This window comes from Amorphus sp. 3PC139-8 (assembly GCF_040750475.1).
Classification (GTDB): Bacteria; Pseudomonadota; Alphaproteobacteria; order Rhizobiales; family Amorphaceae; genus Amorphus.
On record NZ_JABJVY010000017.1, the window covers coordinates 100,288 to 126,060 of the forward strand.

At 60.8% G+C, this 25,773-nt stretch carries 20 protein-coding genes and 1 pseudogene; all 21 read left to right on the forward strand.

The genetic code is table 11. The features are described 5' to 3' along the window. The first annotated feature begins 170 nt into the window (after positions 1 to 170). On the forward strand, positions 171 to 1,205 hold the full coding sequence (locus HNS03_RS16245) for an ABC transporter permease (protein WP_367196734.1): 1,035 nt from the start codon (positions 171 to 173) through the stop codon (positions 1,203 to 1,205). A gap of 89 nt (positions 1,206 to 1,294) precedes the next feature. Next, a pseudogene (locus HNS03_RS16250) lies at positions 1,295 to 2,125 on the forward strand (ABC transporter permease); the annotation flags it as partial. After that, a complete protein-coding gene (locus HNS03_RS16255; protein ID WP_367196736.1) occupies positions 2,125 to 3,108 on the forward strand; it encodes an ABC transporter ATP-binding protein in 984 nt (327 codons plus the stop codon). The pseudogene HNS03_RS16250 and the gene HNS03_RS16255, both read left to right, overlap by 1 nt. Continuing rightward, a complete protein-coding gene (locus tag HNS03_RS16260; protein ID WP_367196737.1) occupies positions 3,089 to 4,036 on the forward strand; it encodes an ABC transporter ATP-binding protein in 948 nt (315 codons plus the stop codon). The genes HNS03_RS16255 and HNS03_RS16260 overlap by 20 nt, the downstream gene beginning before the upstream one ends. Before the next feature lie 85 nt (positions 4,037 to 4,121). Further along, positions 4,122 to 5,726, forward strand: a complete 1,605-nt coding sequence (locus tag HNS03_RS16265) for an ABC transporter substrate-binding protein (RefSeq protein ID WP_367196739.1) — start codon at positions 4,122 to 4,124, stop codon at positions 5,724 to 5,726. A gap of 54 nt (positions 5,727 to 5,780) precedes the next feature. Continuing rightward, positions 5,781 to 8,156 carry a molybdopterin-dependent oxidoreductase gene (locus HNS03_RS16270; protein ID WP_367196741.1) on the forward strand — a complete coding sequence of 792 codons (2,376 nt, stop codon included), beginning with the start codon at positions 5,781 to 5,783 and terminating at the stop codon, positions 8,154 to 8,156. Between the two features lie 80 nt (positions 8,157 to 8,236). Then, positions 8,237 to 9,352: an acyl-CoA dehydrogenase family protein gene (locus HNS03_RS16275; RefSeq protein ID WP_367196774.1), complete on the forward strand. Its 1,116-nt coding sequence runs from the start codon at positions 8,237 to 8,239 to the stop codon at positions 9,350 to 9,352. Positions 9,353 to 9,386: 34 nt separating this feature from the next. Then, the gene (locus HNS03_RS16280) at positions 9,387 to 10,700 is read left to right on the forward strand and encodes an LLM class flavin-dependent oxidoreductase (RefSeq protein ID WP_367196743.1); all 1,314 of its coding nucleotides are present in this window, start codon (positions 9,387 to 9,389) and stop codon (positions 10,698 to 10,700) included. Between the two features lie 484 nt (positions 10,701 to 11,184). Further along, a complete protein-coding gene (locus HNS03_RS16285) occupies positions 11,185 to 12,645 on the forward strand; it encodes a benzaldehyde dehydrogenase (RefSeq protein WP_367196744.1) in 1,461 nt (486 codons plus the stop codon). 235 nt (positions 12,646 to 12,880) lie between these two features. After that, positions 12,881 to 13,648 carry a coniferyl-alcohol dehydrogenase gene (locus HNS03_RS16290; RefSeq protein ID WP_367196746.1) on the forward strand — a complete coding sequence of 256 codons (768 nt, stop codon included), beginning with the start codon at positions 12,881 to 12,883 and terminating at the stop codon, positions 13,646 to 13,648. 162 nt (positions 13,649 to 13,810) lie between these two features. Continuing rightward, positions 13,811 to 14,476, forward strand: a complete 666-nt coding sequence (locus HNS03_RS16295) for an ABC transporter permease (protein WP_367196748.1) — start codon at positions 13,811 to 13,813, stop codon at positions 14,474 to 14,476. Positions 14,477 to 14,538: 62 nt separating this feature from the next. Then, complete coding sequence (locus HNS03_RS16300; protein WP_367196749.1) at positions 14,539 to 15,504, forward strand: ABC transporter substrate-binding protein; 966 nt, start codon at positions 14,539 to 14,541, stop codon at positions 15,502 to 15,504. A gap of 8 nt (positions 15,505 to 15,512) precedes the next feature. After that, positions 15,513 to 16,337: an ABC transporter ATP-binding protein gene (locus HNS03_RS16305; protein ID WP_367196751.1), complete on the forward strand. Its 825-nt coding sequence runs from the start codon at positions 15,513 to 15,515 to the stop codon at positions 16,335 to 16,337. Between the two features lie 55 nt (positions 16,338 to 16,392). Further along, positions 16,393 to 17,433: an aldo/keto reductase gene (locus HNS03_RS16310; RefSeq protein ID WP_367196775.1), complete on the forward strand. Its 1,041-nt coding sequence runs from the start codon at positions 16,393 to 16,395 to the stop codon at positions 17,431 to 17,433. A 43-nt stretch (positions 17,434 to 17,476) separates the two neighbouring features. Then, entirely contained in the window at positions 17,477 to 18,541 is a 1,065-nt protein-coding gene (locus tag HNS03_RS16315) for an aldo/keto reductase (protein ID WP_367196752.1), read from the forward strand. A 38-nt stretch (positions 18,542 to 18,579) separates the two neighbouring features. Beyond that, on the forward strand, positions 18,580 to 19,512 hold the full coding sequence (locus HNS03_RS16320) for a flavin reductase (RefSeq protein WP_367196754.1): 933 nt from the start codon (positions 18,580 to 18,582) through the stop codon (positions 19,510 to 19,512). Positions 19,513 to 19,559: 47 nt separating this feature from the next. Beyond that, on the forward strand, positions 19,560 to 20,678 hold the full coding sequence (locus tag HNS03_RS16325) for a C4-dicarboxylate TRAP transporter substrate-binding protein (protein ID WP_367196756.1): 1,119 nt from the start codon (positions 19,560 to 19,562) through the stop codon (positions 20,676 to 20,678). Positions 20,679 to 20,867: 189 nt separating this feature from the next. After that, positions 20,868 to 21,395 carry a TRAP transporter small permease subunit gene (locus HNS03_RS16330; RefSeq protein WP_367196757.1) on the forward strand — a complete coding sequence of 176 codons (528 nt, stop codon included), beginning with the start codon at positions 20,868 to 20,870 and terminating at the stop codon, positions 21,393 to 21,395. A 78-nt stretch (positions 21,396 to 21,473) separates the two neighbouring features. After that, positions 21,474 to 22,766, forward strand: a complete 1,293-nt coding sequence (locus HNS03_RS16335; protein WP_367196759.1) for a TRAP transporter large permease — start codon at positions 21,474 to 21,476, stop codon at positions 22,764 to 22,766. Positions 22,767 to 22,814: 48 nt separating this feature from the next. After that, positions 22,815 to 24,146: an LLM class flavin-dependent oxidoreductase gene (locus HNS03_RS16340; protein WP_367196761.1), complete on the forward strand. Its 1,332-nt coding sequence runs from the start codon at positions 22,815 to 22,817 to the stop codon at positions 24,144 to 24,146. Between the two features lie 156 nt (positions 24,147 to 24,302). Beyond that, on the forward strand, positions 24,303 to 25,487 hold the full coding sequence (locus HNS03_RS16345; protein ID WP_367196763.1) for an acyl-CoA dehydrogenase family protein: 1,185 nt from the start codon (positions 24,303 to 24,305) through the stop codon (positions 25,485 to 25,487). Positions 25,488 to 25,773: the final 286 nt, after the last annotated feature.

Consider the following 25,773-nt stretch of genomic DNA (forward strand, 5'->3'; position numbering starts at 1 on the left):
ACGACGCCGGCGTCAATTTTCTGAATCGGATCTAAAGGTCTGGAATCAAAAGAAAAGCGGAGCTCGATTCCGACTTTTGATCGGCGCTATTCCCGGCACGTTCCTGCTTTTGGCACGTCCTTTGCCATTGAGTTGGCTACAGGCTCGAAGAAAAGAAGCCGGGAGGAAGGATGACCAAGGAAGTTGTGCGCGAGCGCGATGGTGCTCGCGTCTGGGCTCGCTTTGCCGAAAACACGCGTCTGGCCAGAATTGCGGCCCGCCGACTGGTTCACGCCTTGCCGGTAATTGGGGCGGTTCTAGTCCTCAACTTCTTTCTCATTCATCTCGCTCCCGGCGATGCCGCGGACGCAATCGTTGCCGGCTCTGGACAAGCGACAGAAGCCGGAATGGAGACGTTGCGGTCCCAGCTGGGGCTCGATCGGACACTGTTTGCGCAGCTCGTCGACTATCTCCACGGAATTGCGACGCTCGATCTCGGAACCTCGCTGCGCTTCAACGAGCCGGTGTTGAGGCTGATCCTCGAAAGGTTGCCGAAAACCCTTCTTCTGGCCGGTTCCGCCTTGCTGGTTGCCCTTGCTGCGGGCGTCGCGCTCGGCATCGTCATGGCCTCGTTCGCCGGCGGGATCGTCGATCGTGTGCTCTCGGTTGTGGCGGTGGCGTTCTATTCGCTGCCGATCTTCTGGATTGGGTTGATGCTGATCGTTTTGTTTTCCGTCCATCTCGGCTGGTTGCCGACAGGCGGATACGAGACCGTGGGGGCCGATTTCAGCGGCTTTGCCCTCGTCGCCGATCGACTCCGGTATCTTACGCTTCCAGCGCTCTCGCTGGCGCTTTTCTACCTCGCCATCTACGCGCGGTTGATGCGCGCCTCGATGTTGGAGGTGCAGTCCCAGGACTTTGTGCGAACCGCCAAGGCGAAAGGCCTCGCACCATCCGTGGTCTCCGTCCGCCATGTCGCGCGCAACGCGCTGCTGCCGATCGTGACGATGGCCGGGGTTCACGTCGGTGCGATGCTCGGAGGCGTCGTCGTCATCGAGACGATCTTCTCCTGGCCTGGTCTCGGTCGGCTCGCCTTCGAAGCGGTCATGGCCCGGGATTTCCCGGTCCTGCTTGGGATCTTGTTGCTCTCTTCGGTTCTAGTGATCGTCACCAATATTCTCGTTGATCTGATCCAGGCCAGCCTGGATCCGCGAGTGGAGGCTTGACGATGGCCCGTTCGCTCGCTGCCTCGTCTGGTCCGCTCGATACGGCTTCGGGACAAGCCGCAAATGCGATGCCGCCCGCGGACCGCTGGCGCTCGCTCCGTCTCTTCGCGGCAAACCCGTCAGCGTGGTTCGGGATGATTTTTCTCCTGGCCGTCTTCGCGGGAGCGGCTTTGGCGCCGGTCATCTATCCCGGCGATCCGCTGTCCATGGTCGGGCGGCCGCTCTTGTGGCCGGGAGAAAATCCGGCCTTTCCACTCGGGACGGATGGACTCGGGCGCGATGTCGCCGCCGAGCTTTTGCATGGCGCGCGCCAGTCGTTGTTCGTCGGAATCATCGGCACCGCGTTGGGAGCGGTGGTCGGCGTCGTGGTCGGTGCTGCCGCCGGCACATTCGGTGGCTGGGTAGACACAATCCTGGTTCGCATTCTGGAGGTGTTCCAGACGCTTCCGAACTTCGTGCTTCTCGTCGTCCTGGTGGCGATCGCCGGTCCCCAGCTTTGGTCGATTACACTGGCGCTCGGTATTGTCACCTGGCCTCCGCTGGCCCGTATCACCCGCGCGGAGTTCCGCGCGCAACGCAACAAAGAGTTCGTCTTGGCGGCGGTTGGCCTTGGATACGGCAAGACCCGCATCATTTTCCGCGAAATTCTGCCCAACGCCCTGCCTGCGATTGTGGTGACGGCCTCCATCATGCTGGCGATGGCGATTTTGATGGAGTCGGCCCTTTCGTTCATGGGGCTCGGTGACCCGAACACGGTCAGTTGGGGCAGCATGATCGGTGACGGTCGGCAGTTTCTGCGAACGAACTGGAATCTTACCGCCATTCCCGGCGTGGCAATCGCGCTTACCGTGCTTGCCTTCAACTTGATCGGTGACGCGCTCAATGACGCGCTCAACCCGCGCTATGTGAGGCGCGGCTGATGGTGGATCTCCTGACGCTCAAAGATCTCACTGTGCGCTTTCCGGGGCTGACGGCGGTCAGCGGGCTGAACCTGACCGTCGAGCGCGGCCGGACAACGGCCCTCGTGGGCGAGTCCGGGTCAGGGAAATCCATGACCGCGCTGTCCCTGATGCGCCTATTGCCACGTTCGGCACGTGTTTCAGGAGATATTCGGCTCGACGGTAGGATCATCTCCAGTCTGGACGACCGGGCTTTCCGTCGCCTGCTCGGGCGCGAATTGGCCATGATTTTCCAAGAGCCGATGACGTCGCTCAATCCGGTGATGACGATCGGTCGGCAGATCGAGGAAGCTTTGAACGTGCACGAACGCCTATCGCGACGTGCTGCGCGGGCGCGGGCCGAAGAACTGCTGCAACTCGTCCACATTCCCGACGCCCGGGCCTGGCTCGACGGATATCCGCACACGATGTCCGGTGGAATGCGCCAGCGCGTGATGATTGCCATTGCCGTTGCCTGTCGGCCGAAATTGCTGATCGCCGACGAGCCGACGACGGCGCTCGACGTTACCATCCAGGCGCAAATTCTGGCCCTCCTGCGCGAGCTGCGCGAGGAGCTCGACATGGGGCTTCTCCTGGTCACGCACGATCTGGACGTTGTCGGGCAATGGGCCGATCACGTCGTGGTCATGTATGCGGGGCACAAGCTGGAGGAGGGCCCTCCGGCGGCGTTGTTCGAGCGACCGTTGCATCCCTACACCCGTGGACTGATGGCATCGTCGCCGACGGCCGGGACGTCGTATCGGCAGGCCCGTCTGCCTGAGATCCCCGGCGGCATTGCATCCGCGCTTGGCCAGGCCGGGTGTCCATTTGCGCCGCGCTGCCCCGACGTCCTTCCGGTGTGCCGGACAGCCGTTCCGCCGTGGCGAACACCGGCCCTGGGCCACCACGTGTCCTGCCACCTGCTCAACGAAGAGGAGCGCCGCGATGCCGTTGCTCTCGGTTGATGGCCTGTCCACGCACTATCCGGTTGCCGGCGGAACGTTGAAGGCCGTCGACGGTGTCTCGTTCGCGGTGGAGGCCGGCGAGACCGTCGGGCTTGTCGGGGAGTCGGGTTGCGGCAAGTCCACCCTCGGCAAGGCGATCTTGCGGCTCGCACCGGCGACATCCGGTGACATTCGCTTCGACGGCACCTCCATATCAAGCGTCGAAGGCGCGGCGCTGAAGCCGTTCCGACAGCGCCTGCAAATGGTCTTTCAGGACCCTTTCGGTTCTCTCAATCCGCGCCAGACCGTCGGTGAGATCCTGATCGGGCCGTTGAATGTCCACGGCATCGGCTCCCGCCGAACGCGGACCGAGCGCGTCGCCGACATATTGAGGAGCGTCGGTCTGCCGGAGGACGCGCGGTTTCGCTATCCGCACGAGTTTTCCGGCGGACAGCGTCAACGGATCGGCATCGCCCGAGCCCTGATCCTGCAGCCGGAACTTGTCGTATGCGATGAGGCCGTCTCCGCGCTCGACGTTTCGGTCCAGGCGCAGATTCTCAACATCCTGTCCGATCTGAAGCAGCGCCTGAACCTCTCCTACGTGTTCATTTCGCACGATCTGGCCGTGGTGCGCTATTTCTGCGACCGCATCCTCGTGATGTATCTCGGTCGCATCGTCGAAAGCGCATCGAGCGAGGCGCTGTGGGACGCCCCGCGCCATCCCTATACGCGGGGTCTCATCGCTGCGGTGCCGAACCGAGCCCGCCCGCGCCCCGAAAGCGTGTTGCCGGGCGAAATCCCGAGCCCGCGCAATTTGCCTCCAGGGTGCCGTTTCTCCACGCGCTGCGCGCGCGCAACCGAAATCTGCCGGACAGTCGACCCGCAACTGGCCCGCGTCGGCGCCGGTCACGACGTCGCATGTCATCACCACGACCACACAGACCCCTGATCCCCAAAGGATCCAAAACGCGGTGAACACGACGGTCGTCGTCGGAAAGCTCACCGCACGCAAAAACCAAAAAGGGAGGAGACCTATGAAGATCGAAGATACGACAAAGAGGCGAGGCCGGATACGCCGCTGGGTGTCGGCGGCCATCTTCGCGGTGCTGAGCGGCACGACGGCGCAGACGGCACTCGCGGACGGAGGGACTTTGACGGTCGCCTCCCCGTTCGAGCCGGCGACATTGGTTCCCATCAGCGATATCGGGCTGTCGACCCAACGCATCGGCCCCAAGGTCACGGAGGGCCTGCTCGACTATGATGGCGATCTCAATCCTCAGCCGCAGCTCGCCAAGGAATGGACCGTCAGCGACGACGGTCTGACCTACACCTTCACCCTCCAGGACGGGGTCCGCTGGCACGATGGCGAACCGTTCACGTCTGACGACGTCGCGTTTTCCGTGATGCTCTTGAAGGAAACGCATCCCCGCGCGCGGACCACGTTTGCGAACGTTACGGAAGTGGAGACGCCGGATCCTCAAACGGCGGTGCTCAAGCTTTCCAAGCCGGCCCCTTATCTGTTGTCGGCCCTGTACGCGACGGAAGCGCCGATGCTTCCAAAGCACATCTATGAGGGCACCAATGCGCCAACGAATCCCCAGAACGCCAAGCCGATCGGCACGGGTCCGTTCAAGTTCGAAGAGTGGGAGCGTGGTAGCCACGTCATCCTTGTCCGCAACGATGACTATTGGGACGAGGGAAAGCCGTATCTGGACCGTGTGATCTACCGTTTCATTCCCGATGCGGCTGCGCGTGCGGCTGCCTTGGAGGCGGGAGAAATCCTCCTGGCCGGCGACACGCCGGTTCCGCTCACCGATCTGGAGCGGCTGAAAGCGATGGACACGCTCGAGGTTAAGACCGACGGCTATTCCTACAACGGCAACCACAGCGAACTCGTTTTCAATCTCGACAACGAGATCCTTGCCGAGCAAGCGGTGCGGAGAGCGCTGGCCCATCTGATCGACATCGATGCGTTGGTGAACGTGGCCTGGTTTGGATATGCCGAACCGTCTCCCACGCCGATCGGTCCCACGTTGGCGGCCTACACGAACACCGACGTCGAACCTTATCCCTTCGATGTCGCGGAGGCGGAGCGGTTGCTGGACGAGGCGGGTTTTCCGCGGCAGGGCGACGGCACGCGCTTCACCTTGAAGCTGAATTACAATCCTTCCTTCGATAGCGTCCGTCGCATGGCGGAGCTGATTAAGCAGTGGTTCCAAAAGGCTGGCGTCAAAGTTGAAATCGAAGCGTTGGATTTCCCGAGCTATGTGAGGGCGATCTACGCGGATCGCGACTTCGACATGACCGTCGAAACGTTGTCGAACAGCTTCGATCCGACGATCGGAGTCCAGCGCGTCTTCCACACCAAGGCGTTCAAGCCGGGCCTGCCGTTCTCCAATCCCAGCCACTATTCCAACCCTGAAGTCGACGCCTTGTTTGAGAAGGCCGCGGTTGAGGCGGACGAAGCGGCCCGCGTCGAGCAGTTCCGCCGGATTCAGGAGATCGTTCACGAGGAGCTCCCTGTGGTGGATCTCGTGAATTTCGACGGCGTCACGGTGTCGAACGTGAAGGTGCAGGATCACACCTACAACGCGGCATCGATGGCCTCGAATTTCGCACGCGTGAAGCTCGCGGAATAGGGCGTGCGCGGGCAGCCGAGAATCGATGCGGCTGCCCGCCACAGAGGGGCTCTCATGTTACCCATCCCCAATAACCCGACCTTTGCCGCGCACTTCGGCGTCTATCGCGTTTCGCGCGGGGCGGACGGACGACCGGTCTTTACCGGCATAGACCGTGACCCTGCGCCCTCGCGTTTTGCCGATGGATTGGGTGCCGCGGCGACGTCGCCAGCACGGGTCCGGCGGCCCTCCGTCCGGCGCTCCGTTTGGGAACGCGGTGGCGGGGCGAACCGGGAACGTCGCGGCCAGGAGCCGTTTGTCGAGGTCTCCTGGGACGAGGCGGTTGCGCTCGTCGCGTCCGAGCTTGATCGTGTCCGCACGCGGTACGGCAATTCGGCCATCTTCGGAGGTTCGTATGGCTGGGCGAGTGCCGGTCGCTACCATCATGCCCAGAGCCAGGTTCATCGCTTCCTGAACACGATCGGTGGCTACGTGCGATCGATCCAGGATTACAGCTACGGTGCCGGGCTGGCGATCCTGCCGCATGTCATCGGTAGCACGGACGGCTTGTTGCGGGGGCACACGCCGTGGTCTTTGATCGCTGGCTACGCAACGCTGATCGTCATGTTCGGCGGCGCGCCCGAACGCAACGGGGCCGTCAGTCCCGGCGGGGTCGGTCGTCATAGCGTTCGCGAGTCGCTGGCCACCTGCCGCGACAAGGGCGCAGAATTCGTCCTTGTCAGCCCTTGCCGCGACGACCTTTCGACGGATCTCGGAGCGGAATGGATCTCGCTTCGCCCTGGTACAGACACGGCAATGATGCTGGCCATCGCGCATACCCTTGTCACGGAAGGGCTGCACGATCGGGCTTTTCTCGACCGCTACACGGTCGGCTTCGATGGCTTTTGCGTCTATTTGCTCGGAACCGACGATGGCATTGCAAAATCGCCGGACTGGGCCGCTCCGATTACCGGCGTTCCGGCCGAGGCGATCCGGGGGCTGGCTCGACGTATGGCGGCTGAGCGGTGCTTCGTTTCCGCCACCTGGTCGGTGCAGCGTGCGGATCGCGGCGAGCAGCCCTACTGGATGGCGATCGTTCTGGCGGCGATGCTTGGTGGTATTGGGCTGCCGGGCGGTGGGTTTGGTTTTGGCTACGGATCATCGAACGGTGTCGGGCATGCGACCCATCCGATCCGGTGGCCTTCCGTGCCGCAGGGGATCAACCCGGTCGACGATTTCATTCCGGTGGCACGTCTTGCCGACATGTTGCTGAATCCGGGAGGGTCCTACGAGTTCGGCGGAGAATGCAGGACCTACCCGGACATACGACTGGTCTATTGGGCCGGCGGAAATCCGTTTCATCACCATCAGGACTTGAACCGGCTCGCGCGCGCCTTCCATCGGCCGGAGACGATCGTCGTCAACGAAATCGCTTGGACGGCCACGGCCCGTCATGCCGACGTGGTGTTTCCGGTAACGTTGCCGTTCGAACGCAACGACATCGCCTGTTCCGGCCGCGAGAACTTTCTAGCTGCGTCTCACAAGGTTTCCGATCCGTCCTGTGAGGCTCGCAACGATGTTGAGATCTTCACGGCGTTGGCGGACGTTTTGGGCGTTCGGGATGCCTATACCGGCGGATGGACGGAGGAAGATTGGCTGCGGCATCTCTACGGGGAAGCAGCGGAACGGTTGAACGAGATCGGCATCGAGACGCCCGATTTCGAGACATTCTGGCAGGAAGGGCTGATAACGCTTCCCGATGCCGAGCCCGCACCCCTGTTGGGCCGTTTCCGTGCCGACCCGTACCGGAACCCTCTGTCCACGCCATCGGGCCGCATCGAAATCTGCTCCGCTGAAATCGCAGGCTTCGGCTACGACGATTGCAGGGGGCATCCGAGTTGGCTCGAGCCCGAAGAGTGGTTGGGGGCGGAAACGGCGAAGGACTATCCGCTCCATCTTCTGTCCTGCCAGCCGTCACATAAGCTCCACAGCCAGTTCGACTTCGCCTCATCGTCGGTTCAAGCAAAGCGTGACGGGCGCGAGGTGGTGCTGATCAACCCGGCCGATGCCGCCAGGCGCGGGGTCGCGGATGGCGACGGCGTGCTCGTCTACAACGCGCGAGGCCGATGTTTCGCCACTGCTCAGCTAAGTGACGACATGAGAGCCGGCGTCGCCAGGCTTCCGACGGGTGCCTGGTTTACGCCCGACGAGGCAGCCGGCGACGGCGATACACATGGAAATCCCAATGTGCTTACGGCGGACCGTGGCACGTCGCGCCTGGGACAGGCGACGAGCGCGAATTCCTGCCTTGTCGAGATCCGCCGGCTGAACGGCTCAAAAGCACACCCGACTGCATTTCAACCGCCGGAGATGGTCGCCCGCTCGACCAGCGCTCGCGCGACCCCCGATCGACATCCAATCGCGGCCAAGCGTGAAAGGAATGACTTATGAATAATACTATCGTTCTGACGGATCCGGATGCGCAGTCAGAGGGCAGCGACTATGTCAGGCGCGCCAGGGCGCTGCTTCCGATGCTTCGTGACAATGCCTTCGTCGCTGATCGCAACAGACGGGTGCCGGATCAGAACATCACGGCGTTGGTGGAAGAAGGGCTGATCCAGATGCTCGCCCCCAAACGGTTCGGGGGTGATGAAAGCGACTTCGCGACCTTCCTGGATGTAAGCGCGGAGATTGGGCGCGGATGTGGGTCGACGGCTTGGCTGTTCGGGATTCTGGGCACGCATCACTGGGTGCTCGGGCACTTTCCGATCGACGTGCAGGAGGAACTCTACGATGGTAAGAACCACATGTTCTGGCCGAGGAGCTCTGCTGGGCGCGGCGGCGTTGCGGTTCCGGTGGAGGGGGGGTATCGCGTCAGCGGCCATTGGGGCTTTGCCAGCGGTATTGATCATTCCGATTGGGTCGGCGCCACGGCCAAGGTCGAGGGTCAAGACGATCTGACGATCGCTCTGATCGCCCGCAAATCCGAAGCCGAGGTGCTTGACGCGTGGTTTACTGCGGGCATGCGCGGTACGGGAAGCCGCGACTTCGTCCTCAGAGATGTCTTCGTTCCCAAGGCGCGGACCATGCGTCTTGCCGAACTGGAGGCCGGTGACACGCCCGGAAGTCGCAGCCTGCATCAATTTCGAGGATTAAAGGCTCCATTCTACGTGGTGCTGAGCGCGGCGCTGGTGGGGCCGGCACTCGGATTGGCGACGCGAGCGGTCGCCGAATTCACGTCCTATTCACGAGAGCGCGTCGTTTTCGGGAGCCGCGCGGCCACGTTGCCCACGGCCCAGATGCGGGTCGGCCGTCTGCATGCCCGCTTGTCGGCCGTGCGCACGGCGGCGCGCTTGCCGTTCGAAGAAGTTGACGCTCGGATTGCCGAGGGCGCTCGCTGCGACGTCGAACTGCGTCTCCGTCAGCGTCGCGATGCGGCCTATGTCGTCGATGAGTGCGCGAGAATTGTCGACGAAATCTCCGACAATATCGGATCGCGAGGCCAGCTCGAGACAAGTGTCTTCCAGCTCATCCAGCGCGATATTCATATGATTAGGACGCATGCCGCCTTGGATTATGACAGCGCTATGGAGTGCTACGGGCGGTGCTTGCTTGGGGTGGAGATCCCGCCGAGCGTCCGATTCTGAATAAATGCCGCACAAGACAGAAAAGATGATCTCCATGAAACAGGTAAAGCTTGGAGTGTTCCTGCTGCCGAGTGGCCAATATGTCGGCGCTTGGCGGCGTGCCTCGGCTGTTGCGGACGCGCCGATCAATTTTGCGCATATCAGCGATCTCGTCCGAACCTGCGAAGCGGCGAAGTTGGACTTCGTTTTTCTCGCCGATTCCGACGGTTTGACGCGGCCGTGGACGGAGATGGGCCGCGATCCGTCCAGCTTGGCTCTTGAGCCGATGACGCTGTTGGCCGCTCTTGCGAGCATCACGGAGAATATCGGCCTGGTCGGCTCGGTCTCGACGGAGTTCAACGAGCCGTTCCATGTGGCGCGGAAACTGCTCTCGCTCGATCAGATCAGCGGTGGCCGGGCGGGCTGGAACTTGGTCACTTCCGCCTGGAAGCTGGCGGCGGCCAACTTCGGTCAGGAGCATTTACGGTCGCACGCCGACCGATATGAGCGAGCGATTGAATTTGTGGAGGTCGTCAAGGGGCTTTGGGACAGCATCGACGAAAGCGGCGTTGATTTCGACAAGGCGACCGGCGAGGTTGTCGATCTCGAAAAGGTTCACGTTCTCGGTTATCGCGGCCGACATTTCCAGGTCGAGGGACCGTTGAACCTGCCGCGGTCTCCCCAAGGGCATCCGGTGATCGTCCAGGCCGGTTCTTCGGAGCCGGGCCGCGAGTTGGCGGCCCGCACCGCGGAGGTGATTTTTACCGCTCAGAGCACGATCGACGACGCGAAGGCCTTCTATGCCGATGTCAAAGGACGGCTCGGAAAATACGGGCGCTCGCCTGACGATCTGAAGATCATGCCGGGAATTTTTCCCATCGTCGGCAAGACGATGGAAGAGGCGCAAACAAAATCTCGCGATCTGGCGGCCAACGTGGATCCGGATGTGGCGCTGTCGAACCTGTCGATGTTCACCGGTACGGATCTCTCCGGCTGCAGCTTGGACGAGAAACTGCCCGATTTGCCCGAAACGGAGGGGCATACGACGCGTCGCCAGATGATTGTCGACAAGGCGCGCCAAGACGACCTCACCCTGCGCGAGCTGTTTCAGTGGTTCGGTGCGGCGAGGGGCCATTTCTACGTGGTCGGGACCGCTGAGACCATTGCTGACCAGATCGAAACCTGGCTGAGGGAGGAGGCGGCTGACGGCTTCAACCTCATGGTGCCCGATTTCCCCAATGGCCTTACGGAATTCTGCGATCTCGTCGTGCCGGAGCTGCAACGCCGCGGGTTGTTTCGAACTGAATATGAAGGTCCGACGCTGCGCGCCAATCTTGGGCTGCAGGTGCCGGCGAATCCGTTTCTCTGAGGATCGGCGGAGAAAGCCCGACGAAGAAGCCAACCGATCCTACTCTCCCTCGGAGTCCTGCTCCCCTGCTTCGGCAGGGGATTTTTTTTGAGTGCCGGCAGGCAGTCCCCCAAAATCATCAATGCACTTCATCAAACCGCGAAGTCGCCGCTGAAACGGTTCCCGAAATCCTCAATCTAGACTTCTGCCCTTGCTGTCCATTCTCGGGTTCTGGATTCGCGGTATTTTTATAAGCCATTGATATTTAATAGTAATATGGATTTTCTCTCCTCGCGCATCCGGTCTTGGCACAGCCGTTGCTCTAACAGAGGCAGCGCCTGCGAAAAGAAAGGGCGTATTTGGGAGGAAAGACGGAACGGGTCGCTGTGCGACCGTTCGACGGCGGACGCGTGCCCGTTCGCCTGCGATCTCCTCCCGCCGGTTCGGATCCGTGCGTCTCGACAAGGATCGGGCGCCTTGAGGAGGAAACGCGATGAATGTCCAAGTGCCCAGCTTTCTCGATCAGGCCCGATGGAATGGCAAAGGATTGATCGATGGCTGGCAATCGCTGAGTGGCGGAACGCACGACATTCGCAATCCTGCAACCGACGACGTTATCGCGACAGTTGCGATGGCGACCCCGACCGATGTTGGAGCGGCGGCTGGCCGGGCGAGTGCCGCGCAGGCGGAATGGGCCGCCTTGCCTGCGGCCCAACGTGGCAAGATCCTCTCGAAAGCGGCCGATCTGCTCGAAGAGCACGGCGAAGAACTCATTGCGTGGATCATGCGCGAATCCGGGTCGATCCAGCCGAAAGCGGCTGTCGAGATCGAGCATAGCGCGGGCTTCATCCGTCATGCCGCCGCAATGGCGACAGAGCCCAACGGGCACACGATACCCTCCGACGACGGCCGGTTCAGCATCGCGCGCCGCGTGCCTCACGGGGTTGTGGGGGTTATCTCTCCGTTCAATTTTCCATTGATCCTGTCCATCCGTGCCGTGGCGCCGGCGCTCGCCGTCGGAAACGCCGTCGTGCTGAAGCCGGATCCCCGTACACCGATTTCCGGTGGCGTGACTATCGCCCGGATCTTCGAGGAAGCTGGGCTTCCCGCAGGCGTGCTCTCCGTGATCTCGGGCGGTGCGGATGCCGGCGAGGCGATGTGCACGGACCCGAACATTGCCATGGTGTCGTTTACCGGTTCGGCGGAAATCGGCGCGAAGGTCGGCGAACTGTGCGGGCGGCACATCAAGAAGGTGCAGTTGGAGCTCGGCGGCAAGAATGCCTTGGTCGTGCTCGACGACGCGGACCTCGATACAGCTGTCTCCAATGCGGCCTGGGGATGCTACCTTCATCAGGGTCAGATCTGCATGGCGACCGGCCTCGTGCTGGTTCAGGAGGCGATTGCCCAGACCTTTGTGGAGAAGCTTGCGGCCAAGGCCCGGCAACTGCCGGCGGGCGACCCGATGAGCGGTCAGGTCGCGCTGGGCCCGATCATCAACGATCGTCAAGTGGACCGCATTCAACGGATTGTCGACGAGAGTGTCGCACAAGGTGCGAGGCTCGTGACTGGCGGGCGACATGACGGCCGTTTTTATGCAGCAACCGTGTTGGCGGACGTACGGCCCGGCATGCCTGCCTTCGACGAGGAAATCTTTGGGCCCGTTGCCGTCGTGGCGGCATTTGCAACTGACGAAGACGCGGTCGATCTGGCGAACCGATCGGACTACGGCCTCGCGGCCGGCGTGATCTCATCCTCTCTCAATCGCGCGCTTGCAGTCGGCAACCGGTTGAACGTTGGGCACCTCCACATCAACGACCAGACGGTCATGGCCGGTCCGTTCGCTCCGTTCGGCGGATGCGGAAAGTCAGGCAACGGTGGGCGCATCAGTGGGCCAGCCAACTGGGAAGAATTCACCCAATGGCAGTGGGTCACGGTCAAGGATTCTGCTGGGTTATACCCGTTTTGAGGCAGCGAGCCCCGCTCAAATTAAATATAAGTAGATCTTTAGAGTGCTTTTCTTAGGAAATATTATGTATTTTCCGCTAAAGTAGAATAATATCACCTTTATAGGTGTGTATATAAGGTGTATTGGCCGAATAAGCTAATTCGCATAGCTGCCGATTGGGCTGGGGTAGGCTGAGTCACCTGCAGTGGCTGGGTTTCAATTTCCAAAAGTTGGGTATGGGAAAAGAGAAAAAGTGATGAAGCTAAACGGCAAGACAATCGTCATCACCGGGGTGTCGTCAGGGATGGGGGCGGAAGTCGCACGACTTGTGCGCTTTGAAGGCGCGCAGGTCATTGGTATGGACCGCAATCCTCCGATGATATCGGTGGACGGGTTCGTCGAGGTCGACATGGGCAATCCTGCTTCGATCGATGCTGCTGTCAAAGAGCTGCCAGATCGGTTCGAGGGTCTATGTAACGCTGCCGGCATCCCGGGGACCTCGCCTAAAGACGATGTCGCCAAGATCAACTATCTCGGCCTTCGCCATCTGACCGAAGCGGTTGTCGACCGGCTCGTGCCGGGCGCCGGGATCATCAATTTCGCGTCCATCCTTGGCGGCGAGTGGCAAACTCGGCTCGATCGGCACAAAGCGCTCGCTGCGACGAACGATTTCGCATCCGGCTGGGCCTGGCTGGAAGCGAATCCGGTTCCGCAAGAGACCTGTTATCAATACTTCAAGGAGGCGCTGATCGTTTGGACTTACATCAAATCTCAGGCTTGGTTTCTTGAGAAAGATATCCGAATGAACAGTATTGCTCCCGGACCTGTCTTCACGCCGATCCTTGATGATTTCGTGATCATGGTCGGCGCGGACCGCGTCGAAGCGGATGCGGCAAAGATGAAGCGACCCGGCTATGCCGATGAAATCGCTCCGGTGGTGTCTTTTCTGCTTTCGGACGAGGCGCGCTGGGTGAGCGGCGTCAACCTGCCGATCGATGGCGGCCTCGCGTCGACCTACGTCTGATCTTCTGAGTACTTTTTGCGGGGTTCGCAGGTGAAATCCTTCTCGATGTCCGGATACAGCAATCACCGCGCCGTCTCCCTCGCCATGGGACTCGGCGGAGGGGTTCTGCTTCTCGCCATGTGGGAAACGGCGGTCCATCTCGTGGAATTGCCGGCTTACCTGTTGCCGCCGCCGCTGATGATCTTTTCGGATCTGGCCGATAACTGGCAGCGCGTGCTTCAACACTCTTTCTACACGGCGGCCAATATTTTCATCGGCTTCGGCCTCGGGATCGTGTTTGCGATCCCGTTGGCAATGCTGGTGACGTTTTCCAGATTTTTTGAACGAACTATCTATCCAGCGATCGTGTTCTTTCAAATAATTCCAAAGATCGCGATTGCACCGCTATTTATTATCTGGTTCGGGTTCGGTTTGCTGCCAAAAGTCTTAATTGTCTTTCTGTTGACCTTCTTTCCTGTCGTGGTGAGCGCTGTCGCGGGCTTCAAGTCGGCCGATCCGGACCTGATCGAACTGGCGCGTTCAAGCGGCGCGGGCTCGTTTCGAACGTTCGCGAAGATCCGCTTTCCGTCTGCGCTTCCGGAGATCTTTACGGGATTGAAGGTCGCCGCCGCGATGGCGTGCACCGCGGCGATCGTCGCGGAGTTCGTCACGTCAGATTCCGGGCTTGGATATCTTCTCCTGACCTACAACGGCGAGCTCCGCACTTCGATGGTGTTTGCCGTCATCTTCGTGCTCGGCCTGATCGGCGTGGCGGTCTTTTACTTGGTGGAAGTCGCCGAAAAGCTGATGATCCCCTGGCACGTAAAGTCACGGGGCGACGCACATTAGAATTGGCATATGCTCATTTGCCGATTTTGCTCAAAAGAACAGAAAATCAAGGGAGGAAAACAATGTTGAAGAAATGGATCGCCGCGGGTGCGGTGCTGTCGGTGTTGACCAGTGCGGCCATGGCCGCTGACGACGTGTCGTTGCGGCTGAACTGGCAGATTCAAGGTGTGCACGCACCATTCTATCTGGGCCTGGAGCGTGGCTATTACGCGGATGAGGACATTGACCTCACCATTGGGGAAGGCCGCGGTGGTGGGGCGGTCGCGCAATCCGTTGGCGCGGGAAGCGACACTTTCGGCGTGATGGACGCCGCGACCGCGATGATCAGCATCAGCAAGGGCATTCCCATTCGCACGGTGATGTCTTTCATGAACCAGAGCACGCTCGCCATCATCGTCCGGGCGGACTCCGGCATCGAGACGATCCAGGACATGAAGGGAAAGACGCTGGCGCTGACGGCCGGGGATTCCGGTACGCAGCTTCTGCCTGCGGTTATGAGCGCCGCCGGTCTCGACGAGGACAGCGTTCGCAAGGTGTTTGTCGATCCCGCGGGCAAGCTGGTGTCGGTATTGGAAAAGCGCGCGGACGCGTTGACCGGGTCGGTCGACAGTCAGCTCATCCAGATGGAGGAGAACGGTGTTGAGGGCCGAGCCTTCTCCTACAACGATCTCGGGGTGCCCCTCGTCGCGCTGACGATTGTCGCGAACGTCGATACGATCGAGGAAGATCCTGATCTCGTCCGCCGGTTCGTCGCGGCCACGCGCAAGTCGCTGGAAGCGGCTATCGAGGACCCTGACGCCGCCGTCGCCGCAGCGGTTGCAGTCAAGCCCGAGCTCGACAGCGAACTGATGTCGAAGCAGCTTGCCGTTGCGCTCGACCATCTGGAATCGGCCAATACCGAGGGGACCCCGATCGGAGTGGCGTCGGAAGAGGATTGGGCGACGACGCTGCAGCTCCTCAAGCAATATCTCGGCTTGCAGACGGAGATGTCGACGACGGACTTCTACACGAACGAATTCACCCAGTGAGTTCGACGATGACGGACAGTCCCACGATCGCAGTCGACTCGGTCTCGAAGGTTTTCGCGCGGGGGGCGACGGAAGTTCGTGCCCTGAGTGACATCGATCTGGAGATCGGTGCGGGTGAATTCGTCGCGGTCGTGGGGCCGTCGGGCTGCGGCAAGAGCACCTTGATGCGGCTCATCGCAGGCCTCTTGCGGCCGTCGACGGGAACGATTCGATATGGCGACGCGATCATTGATGCGCCTCGCCATGATACGGGGATCGTCTTTCAGAAGGCGAACCTTGTTCCTTGGCGCAGCATCCTCGGCAACGTGCTGCTGCAGATGGAGCTTCGGGGCGTGCCCCCGAAGCAGCACACGGAAAAGGCGAGACGTCTGCTCGATGCGGTCGGGCTCGCCGACTTCGCGGGAAATATGCCCTACGAGCTATCCGGCGGCATGCAGCAACGGGCGTGTATCGCGCGGGCGCTGATCCATGACCCGAGCGTGCTGCTGATGGACGAGCCGTTCGGAGCTCTCGATGCTTTGACACGAGAGCAGGTCCGTATCGACCTTGAGACGTTGTGGATGGAGAACAGAATGTCGGTTCTCTTCATCACGCATTCGATCGACGAAGCGGTTCTGCTCGCGGACCGGGTTGTGGTGATGACGCCGAGGCCCGGAGAAATCGACACGATCCTTGATGTCGGCATGGCGCGGCCGCGCGGCCTCGATGGGCGGAGCGATCCGGTTTTCTCCAAGTTGGTCGAGGAAATCACCCACAAATTCATGTCGCGCGGCGTGCTGCACGCCAATCGGACGGGACCGTCGCTCTCCGGATCCGTCGGAGGGGCGCGATGAGCCGGGGAGCGGCGGGACCCTCCGCTAGAGGCCGCGAGGGGGAGGGACGGTGACCATGGACCATGTGGCGCTCGGGCGTTCCGATCTTCGCGTCAGTCGCGTGGGTCTCGGCACGATGACCTTCGGCAAGCAGACCGACGAAGCTGTTGCGCAGGCACAACTCGCCTGTGCGGTGGACCATGGCGTGAACCTGATCGACACCGGTGAGATGTATCCGGTACCTGCGCCGGATCCACAGACGCAAGGTCTTACGGAAACGTTCATAGGAAATTGGCTGCGCGCCAGCGGACGGCGCGCGGACGTCGTGCTCGCGACCAAGGTGGTGGGAGACGCGCCTTACACAAAGCACATTCGCGATGGGCAAAATTCTCTCGATCGAACGTCGGTCCGCGCAGCGCTTGAAGGTAGCCTGCGCCGGCTGCAGACCGACTATGTCGACCTCTATCAGGTGCATTGGCCGGCACGGACGACCAATGCGCTGATGCAACTCGGCTATCGCCATGATCCCACGGAGCACGCGGTCTCCATCGCCGAGACTTTGGAGGCTCTATCCGAGCTCGTCGTCGAGGGGAAAGCCCGGGCGATCGGCGTGAGCAACGAGACGGCATGGGGACTGTGGCAATATCTGAGGCTCGCTGAGCACAGCGATCTGGCGCGGATCGCGTCGGTGCAAAACGCCTACAGCCTTCTCAATCGATCGTTTGAGGTCGCCCTTGGGGAGTTCAGTCATCGCGACGGTGTTGGGTTGATCGCCTACCAGCTTCTCGGCATGGGCATGCTGACGGGAAAGTACGCGGGCGGCCTGATGCCCTCTGCCGCGCGCCTGACCTTGCATCCGCACCCGAGATATACGAGCCCCGCAGCGGTTCGCGCGAGCCAAGCCTATGTCGCTTTGGCGTATGCGCACGGCGTCGATCCGGCGGGAATGGCGATCGGGTTCGTCACGTCCCGTCCCTTCGTCACCTCAGCTTTGCTCGCGGCGACCACGGTGAGCCAGCTCGAACACAATCTCGCCCACTGGGATACGCAGCTATCGGACGAACTGATCGGCGGCATCGAGGCGATCCACGCCGATATCTCAAACCCGTCTCCTTAACAGCCTACCGGGCAGGTCTTTGGAGCGAGGTAACGGAGAAGACATGCAGTACTCGATGTTAGGGCGCACGGATATCAAGGTCAGCCGTATTTGTCTGGGCACGATGATGTTCGGAGAGCTGACCGACGAGAGCGATGCCCATGCGCAATTGTCGTGTGCGGTCGATCAGGGCATCAATTTCATCGACACGGCTGAGATGTATCCGGTGCCCTTGCGGCCCGGCACGATGGGGCTGACGGAGGAGATCGTTGGCCGTTGGCTGAAGCAGTCGGGTATCCCGCGTGACCAACTCGTGATTTCGACGAAGGTTGTGGGGCCTCCACCCCGCGAGGTCATCGGGCCGACCTCCACGCTCGCCTATATCCGCGAAGGTCACACCCATCTCGACGCCGCCAATATCAGGGCCGGGATCGAGGGCAGCTTGAAGCGGCTTGGAACGGACTACGTTGATCTCTTCCAACCGCACTGGCCGGATCGGCCCACGAATTCGCTCAAGAAGCTCGGCTACATCCACGAAACCGACGAACAGGTTGTCCAGATCGAAGAGACGCTCGCCGTGCTCGGCGAGCTGGTGGACGAGGGCAAAGTCCGTGTGGTCGGCGTCAGCAATGAGACGCCTTGGGGTGTGGCGCAATATCTCCAAGCGAGCGACGAGGCGAACTTGCCGCGGATCGTCTCGATCCAGAACGCCTACAATTTGCTGTGCCGCACCTTCGAGATCGGCTTGGCCGAATTCGCTCACCGCGAGGACTGTGGGCTCCTGGCCTACTCCCCCCTCGCCATGGGTGGTCTCACCGGCAAATATCTGGCCGATGAGTTGCCCGCCGACGCTCGGCTCACCCGCTATCCGCATCCACGCTACACACGGCCGGCTGCGGTGCGTGCTACCGGCGACTATGCCGCGCTCGCGCGAAAGCACGGGTTGACCCTGACGGAACTTGCCCTTGCGTTCACCGCCACTCGGCCGTTCGCCACCGCGACGATCCTCGGGGCTAGCCGGATGGAGCAGTTGGTGGAGGATATTGCCGCCTGTCAGGTCGATCTATCGCCCGAGGTGCTCTCCGGCATCGATGCCATCCACCATGACAACTCCAATCCCGGACCGTGAAGAAAAATCCAGCCGGCGAGGAAGCAAGGGAGAGGATCATGACCATCTTAGACACGAACGAATTTCGACAAGCGCTTGGGTGCTTTCTGACCGGAGTAACGATCGTAACCACGTGCACCAAAGAGGGGATCCAACGAGGCTTCACGGCGAACTCCTTCACATCCGTGTCGCTGGACCCGCCCCTGATTTTGGTCTGCCTCGGGAAGTCTGCGTCGAGCTTTCCGGTCTTCTCCGAAACCGAGCATTTTGCCGTCAACATCCTCGGAGAGAAACAAAGCGACGTTTCCGGCGCGTTCGCATCCAAGGCGGTCGACAAGTTTGCCCATGGAGACTGGCGGACCGCAACGACCGGCAGCCCAATTCTCAGCGATGCTGCCGCTTGGCTCGACTGCCGTCTTCATGATCGGGTGGATGCTGGCGACCATGTTATCCTGATCGGGAGAGTGGTCGATTTCGCGCACTCACCGCAGACGCCGCTTGGTTATCACTCTGGAAATTATGTCACTTTCGCTCCGGGGGAACAGGCGGTCGACAAGGCGGACGACGAAAAGCGCGTCGTCGCCGGACTGTTTGAGAAGGAAGGTCGTCTCCTGCTGATCAGGGATGGTGATATGTGGCGCCTTCCGCGCGCCTCGCTGCTGGGCAAGAGCGGCCGGGAGAAAGGGACTTTGCTCGGTATGCTCGCGGACATAGGCGTCGATGCGACGATCAATTTTCTCTACACGGTCGCTGAAGACCCGAAATACAACGTCATTCACGTTTGCTTTCGCGGAAAGATCGAAAACGGTCCGACGATGGGCCATCCGGACGCCAGGCTGTTCGCGTTTTCCGATATCCCCTGGGCTGCGCTGCCGACTCATCCCGAAGAACGGCACATTATCGCTCGCTATTTTAACGAGCGTATTCAAGATCAGTTCGGCCTCTATGTTGGGACTTTGACCGAAGGGGAGGTGAAGAAGATCCCAGCCTAATCGATATCAGGTCGCCAAAAATAACGAATCCACTATGGGAGGATTATGTGGCTAGAGTATCACTTCTATGTCTTGGGTTTGCGGCTGGTTTAGCGCTTTCGGCCGCGGCAAGTGGCGCGGCGGCAGAAGAACTGACCTATAATTCCTGGCTGCCGTCCACCGACGTGGCAAACGAGCAAGGGGTTGTGCCCTTCTTCGAAAGCGTGAAGGAGGCCACCGACGGTGAGCTGACCGGCAAGATTTTCTATGCCGGGCAGATGGCAACCGAGCCGGAAACCTTGAGCTCTATTCGCAACGGGATTGTGAATTCGGGCTTCGTCTACGCGGCGGGGCGTCCGAAGGAATTGCCGTACAATTCGATTTTTGCCGGCCTGCAGGGCCTCAATCAGGATCCGCTGGTCGCGCTGGCCGCCAATCTCGAAACGGTGTTGGTCGATTGCCCGGACTGCGAAGAGGAAGCCAAGCGCAACAACATCGTCATTCTGGGCGGGCATGCGACGGCTCCATACTATCTAACCTGCAACCGCGAGATCAATTCGGTAGGGGATCTTCAAGGATTGCGGTTTCGCGCGACCTCCGCTTACTACGCTGATGTTGCGCGGCATTTTGGCATGACCATTGTGAACATGCCGTTTGCCGATATTTTGCCGGCATTGGAGCGTGGTCAGCTCGACTGTATCTTGTCGATTGAATATTATCTCGGCACCAGCGGCCTGTCTGAGGTGATGAAGTCGATCGTGACGACGCGCCATTTTGGCACGCTCGCGACAGCCGGGCTTTTCACGTTCAATCGAAACACGTGGAACGGTCTGGATCCCGCGGAAAAGGAAGCGATCCTTCGTGCGATTCCCGAAGCGGTGACCGACGTGACGCTGACGTTCAACAACCAGTCGGGACCGGCACTGGAGAAGGCGGTTGCCGATGGCGTCCAGACGGTGGAGCTCTCCGACGACTTCGTCCAGAGCTGGCAGGCCTTCATTGAGGCTGAGACGGAGAAGGTGATTGCCGACTCCGAAGCGCTCGGCGCCAAGAACGCGCGCGCTGCGGTGGAAGCCTATCAGGCGAACTTGGACAAATGGGCCAAGATCGTCACTGAGACGAAAGGTGACGTCGATGCGTACAAGAAAGCGCTCTGGGACGAGATCTTCAGCAAGATGACGAACTGAGTTTACCTTCCCGTCGCGATGAAGCACTTGTCGCGATGGACTGTGTTCCGGACGCCGTGGAGAAACGTGCCTCCCGTCCGGAAACGCGCCAGCACAAGAAGAGAGAGCCGTTCTGCTCTTTAGCGGACGGCGGAACGGCTCTCGCTTCGGTCAATCGGTTCGTAAGCTTCGATACGAGGATCCCGTTTCATGCGCAGGGGACTTCTCTTCGCACTCGATCGCCTGGTGGACCTTTTTGCCTTGATCGGCATGGGGCTGCTCCTGGTCATGGCCGTTCATATCTTCCTGAGCATCGGCATGCGGTGGTTCACCGGGAAGGAAATCGATGGCACGCTGGAAACGGTCACTTACTACTACATGGTCGGAATTACGTTCTTTCCGCTTGCATTACTTGCGCAGCGCAACGGTCACCTGCGTGCTGACCTGTTCATCGGCCAGTTTTCCCATCGTCATAAGTTGGTTGCCGAACTGATGATCCAGATTGGGCTCGCGGCCTATCTCCTGCTGATGTGCGCGCAAACCTATTCCCAAGCGATGAGCGCGATGTCCTACGGCGAAGCGGTGCCGACAGCGTCCGGGATGTTCTCGGTCTGGCCGTCGCGCTGGTTCCTACCGATCGGAGCCGCCCTCGGGGGCGTCATGTCGCTCGTCTTGGCCGCCGGCTCCTTGGCAAGGCTGCTCGGTTGGTCTCGCGAGGACGAGGAAACCCTTTCGTGAACAGCGGGCTGATTCCCATGCCAGTTTTCCCTGCTCCGGCAGGTTGCCAGGCGCGCGATCGCGGCGGATTCCTTCTCAATGCCTGACGTTGCAATCGGTCTCGTTGCCATCGCCGTTTCCATCGGACTGATTGCGTATGGCGTTCCGATCGGCCTGGCGCTCGGGCTCTGTGCCCTCGTTGGGATCGCGATCGTCGCGGGGCCGCCGGTCGCGCTCGCGATGCTCAAGACAGCGCCCTACGAGCTAGCGGCGAATTGGGAGTTCTCCGCGATACCGATGTTCATTCTGATGGGCACGGTGGCGTTCCACTCCGGCATGACGCAGTCGCTGTTCCGGGCGGGCAGGCTTTGGCTGGGCTTTCTTCCGGGCGGTCTCGCCGTGGCGACGAACTATGCGTGCGCGGGTTTCGGTGCAGCTTCCGGGTCGAGCCTGGCGACGACGATCGCCATGTGCCGCCTGACCGTTCCGGAAATGCGTCGGTATGGCTACGATCCGGGGTTGGCGACGGGCGTCGTCGCGGCTGCCGGCACGCTGGGATCGATGATCCCGCCGAGCGTGTTGATGGTGATTTTCGGCATTTTTGCCGAAGTTTCGATCCCCAAGCTCTTTCTCGCGGGCATTGTGCCGGGTGTGCTCACCGCCGCGGTCTATTCGCTGATGATCGTCGTGCGATGCCGGGCCAATCCGAGCCTTGCGCCGGCACCGGATACGACCGAAGACCCGAACGAGAAATGGCGGGCGCTCGCCGAGATATGGCCGCTTCCGCTGCTCATCCTGGCGGTCATTGGCAGCATCTACACCGGTGTCGCAACCGCGACGGAAGCCGGCGCGCTGGGCACAGTCACGGCGCTGTTGATCGCGTTGGCCCGCCGCACCCTCACCTGGAAGATCCTGTACGACAGCCTGCTGGATTCCCTGATCAACACGGCTGCCATCTTCTTCATTGCCGTCGGCGCCGTCTTGCTCACACGTCTTTTGTCGTTCTGCGGCGTTCCGGCCTTTCTCACGGACATCATGCTTCAGTGGTCGGTCGATCCGCTGCTCCTGATCCTCGCGACGGCGGTGCTTTATCTGATCCTGGGCTGTCTCCTGGATCCGCTCGGGATGATCTTCCTCACGTTGCCGATCATCATTCCGATGTATCAGGCTCTCGATGTGAACCTGATCTGGCTTGGTGTTCTCGTCGTCAAGTTCGTGGAGATCGGACTGATGACGCCGCCCGTCGGTATGAACGTATTCGCAGTCAAGACCCTCAATCCTGATATTCCCATATCCGTCATCTTCAAGGGCGTGAGCTGGTTCCTTTTGTGCGAGCTGGCAATTCTCGCCGCTCTGATCGCTTTCCCGCAAATGACCTTGTTGTTCGTGTGAGGCGGCGCGCTTGCGCACGTCGATTGAACGCAGATCCTGGAGAGAAACATGGCAGACAAGAAGAAAAAGATGCACCTCGGCATGTTCCTGCTGCCCGCCGGCCATCATCTGTCCGCATGGCGCTTGCCTGGCGTCGAGCCGGCCGGCTGGAAAGATATGGGCTTTCTTGCCGATATCGCCCGAACTGCGGAGCGAGGAAAGTTCGACCTGATTTTTTTGGCGGATGCGGACGGTCTGTGGCAGCCGGATCTCGAAGCGCTTAGCCGCGATCCGGGGGCCTTGTTCCTGGAGCCGTTCACGCTGCTATCGGCTCTTGCCATGGTGACGGACAAGATCGGGCTCGTCGCCTCCGCGTCGACAACCTATAACGCCCCCTTTCATGTTGCGAGAAAGCTGGCGTCGCTTGACCATATCAGCCGCGGTCGGGCGGGGTGGAACATCGTGACCTCTTTCCAGACCCATATCGCCGCGAATTTCGGAATGGACACGCAGCCGCTCCATGCCGACCGGTACCGCGTGGCCGATGAATATGTGCAACTGGCATGTGAGCTCTGGGACAGCTGGGACGATGAGGCTCTCGTCTGCGACAAGGAAAGCGGACAATATCTCGACTTGAACCATCTGCATGTGCCCGAGCACACCGGTGAAACCTATTCGGTGAAGGGGCCGCTTAATATATCCCGGCCGCCTCAGGGTCATCCGGTGCTGGTGCAGGCCGGGTCTTCCGATGCCGGCAAGACGTTGGCGGCGAAATTCGCCGACATCATCTTTACGGTTCAGACAACTCTGGAGTCGGCGCAGAGCTTTTACGCTGACGTCAAAGCCCGAGCCCGTGCCGCCGGTCGTGATCCGGATACGGTGAAAGTGATGCCGGGTATTTTCCCGGTCATCGCAGAGACGGAGGAAGAGGCGGATCGCACGTTCGAAGAGATGCAGCGCTATGTCGATCCGCGCAACGGCTTATCCATGCTCGCCGGATACGGCTTCCCGATCGATATGACGAAGCACGATCTGGATGATCCCTTCCCGGAGCTTCCGGAGACGGAGGGACAACAGTGGCGCCGTCAGGTGATCATGGACTTGGCGCGCAAGGATGATCTCACGATCCGTCAGGTGTGTCGCCTGGTTGCGGTGTCGCGCGGCCATTTCTTCGTCAAGGGAACGCCTGAGACCGTCGCAAACGTCATGCAGGATTGGCTCGAGGGCGGTGCTGCCGACGGCTTCAATCTGATGCTGCCGAAGATGCCGTCCAGCCTCGAGGGCTTCGTCGACAAAGTCGTGCCTGAGCTTCAGAAACGCGGTCTTTTTCGGACTGAATACGAGGGGCAAATGTTGCGCGACCATTTGGGCCTCGCGCGACCGGCGGCGCGTCGAGACTGATTGGCGCAACAGAAGAGAACGGTGCGACATGGGCATCGGGCGAAAAGTCCGAAGCATCCGATGTTCTGGTCTGCGCTCACCGTCGCCCCGATTCCTGAAAAATCGATAGCTTTTTTGCCCGGCGAGGCTGCCGGCGCCTATGGGAGGAACCAGGCCATGACTCTCGCTGCGAGTTCGGGTGCTGCCAAGGATGCCAACCATGACGGCGAAGGTTCGGAGGCGTTCGTCGCCTTGACCGACGCGATTCGGCGGTACCGCAAACAGATCGAAGCGGATGCGCGCATCCCGGACGATATCGTGGCCATGATGAAGAGCGCGGGAGTTTATCGCGCAGCCGTTCCTCAGCGGTTCGGCGGTGACGGCGCGTCGTTGCCCGAGCTGTTGAGGATGCTGGAGCGAATTGCGGCGGCCGACGGATCTGTCGGGTGGGCGGCCACATTTGGCCCCCAGATGGCTTCCTTTCTCGGGGCACTCTCAAGGGAAGGCTTGGAGGCTTTTTATCGTGACGGCCCCGATATCATCAGCGCCGGTGCGCTGTTTCCGCTTCAAAAAGCCCGGCTGGTCGATGGAGACGTGGAAATTTCCGGTCGGTGGAAGTTCGCGAGCGGATCGCTGCATGCCGATTCAATTGGGGTCGGCCTCCTCTTGGAGGACGATGAACGACAACTGGGCAAGCCGGTTCCTCGCGTCGCGCTTCTGGACCCGAGGCAGGTCACCATTGTGCCGAACTGGGACGTGGTGGGACTTGTCGCGACCGGAAGTCATGACGTGATGGTGAAGGGCGCACGCGTTCCGCTTGACCGGACCTTCCTGCGTGGCGCCGATCCGGCCTATCTGGAACCGATCTATCTGTTTCCCCCGGTGACGCTCGCTGCGTTGACGTTTGCGGCGGTCGCCGTCGGTATTGCGCAGGACGCACTTGCCGAGCTCTATTCCCTCGCGAAGGGCAAAGTCTCCCTGGCCGGAGGATCACCTCTCGCTGAGCGCGCGATTGCGCAGATTGAAATGGCGCGCAGCGACTATCGTCTCCGCGCCTCCGAACGCTACCTCGTCACCGAAGCGGATAGGGCCTGGAATGAGGTGGCCTCGAAGGGGGCTTTGTCTCGCCCGGCCAATCTCAATCTCCGGATGGCGGCGATTCAGGCGACCGACGATGCGGCGAGCGCGGTGGCAACGGCATTTCGGCTTGCGGGAACAACGGCCATTTTCCTCGATCATCCGCTCCAACGTCATTTGCGCGACGTCAACGTAGTGGCCCAGCATGCTTTCTTGAGCCCCGACCATGTGGAACAGGCCGGTCGCATGCTGTTCGATCGGCCAACGTCTCCTCATTTTCCATAGAAGATCAGGGCTGAAGCCATTCGTCCGGTTTATTTTCGTGTCACGTCGGCTCTTGCAACACGATGAATCGCTCCCTCCGCTCGGAATCTTCGATCCGTTCCGCTTTTCTCGGGATCGCGGAAAGCGGGTCTACGTTATTGTTTCGAAGCGTTTTCGGACGGCCAACCGGTTTCCGCTTCGCCTGGAAGCGCTCTAGAGCGTGTCATTTAGTTTTTGAATCGGAAATGGGATTCCCTTGAGGGGTTGGATCTGATTCAAGCTGCCTGCTGGGTGGAGGCTGGCATGC

Excerpts from the sequence above, each read along its gene's own strand:
- HNS03_RS16270 (WP_367196741.1), top strand. The coding sequence starts at position 5,781 with ATGTTACCCATCCCCAATAACCCGACCTTTGCCGCGCACTTCGGCGTC.
- HNS03_RS16245 (WP_367196734.1), top strand. The coding sequence starts at position 171 with ATGACCAAGGAAGTTGTGCGCGAGCGCGATGGTGCTCGCGTCTGGGCT.
- HNS03_RS16345 (WP_367196763.1), top strand. The coding sequence starts at position 24,303 with ATGACTCTCGCTGCGAGTTCGGGTGCTGCCAAGGATGCCAACCATGAC.
- HNS03_RS16255 (WP_367196736.1), top strand. The coding sequence starts at position 2,125 with ATGGTGGATCTCCTGACGCTCAAAGATCTCACTGTGCGCTTTCCGGGG.
- HNS03_RS16300 (WP_367196749.1), top strand. The coding sequence starts at position 14,539 with ATGTTGAAGAAATGGATCGCCGCGGGTGCGGTGCTGTCGGTGTTGACC.
- HNS03_RS16310 (WP_367196775.1), top strand. The coding sequence starts at position 16,393 with ATGGACCATGTGGCGCTCGGGCGTTCCGATCTTCGCGTCAGTCGCGTG.
- HNS03_RS16315 (WP_367196752.1), top strand. The coding sequence starts at position 17,477 with ATGCAGTACTCGATGTTAGGGCGCACGGATATCAAGGTCAGCCGTATT.
- HNS03_RS16330 (WP_367196757.1), top strand. The coding sequence starts at position 20,868 with ATGCGCAGGGGACTTCTCTTCGCACTCGATCGCCTGGTGGACCTTTTT.
- HNS03_RS16265 (WP_367196739.1), top strand. The coding sequence starts at position 4,122 with ATGAAGATCGAAGATACGACAAAGAGGCGAGGCCGGATACGCCGCTGG.
- HNS03_RS16320 (WP_367196754.1), top strand. The coding sequence starts at position 18,580 with ATGACCATCTTAGACACGAACGAATTTCGACAAGCGCTTGGGTGCTTT.
- HNS03_RS16340 (WP_367196761.1), top strand. The coding sequence starts at position 22,815 with ATGGCAGACAAGAAGAAAAAGATGCACCTCGGCATGTTCCTGCTGCCC.
- HNS03_RS16335 (WP_367196759.1), top strand. The coding sequence starts at position 21,474 with ATGCCTGACGTTGCAATCGGTCTCGTTGCCATCGCCGTTTCCATCGGA.
- HNS03_RS16305 (WP_367196751.1), top strand. The coding sequence starts at position 15,513 with ATGACGGACAGTCCCACGATCGCAGTCGACTCGGTCTCGAAGGTTTTC.
- HNS03_RS16260 (WP_367196737.1), top strand. The coding sequence starts at position 3,089 with ATGCCGTTGCTCTCGGTTGATGGCCTGTCCACGCACTATCCGGTTGCC.
- HNS03_RS16275 (WP_367196774.1), top strand. The coding sequence starts at position 8,237 with ATGCTTCGTGACAATGCCTTCGTCGCTGATCGCAACAGACGGGTGCCG.
- HNS03_RS16290 (WP_367196746.1), top strand. The coding sequence starts at position 12,881 with ATGAAGCTAAACGGCAAGACAATCGTCATCACCGGGGTGTCGTCAGGG.
- HNS03_RS16280 (WP_367196743.1), top strand. The coding sequence starts at position 9,387 with ATGAAACAGGTAAAGCTTGGAGTGTTCCTGCTGCCGAGTGGCCAATAT.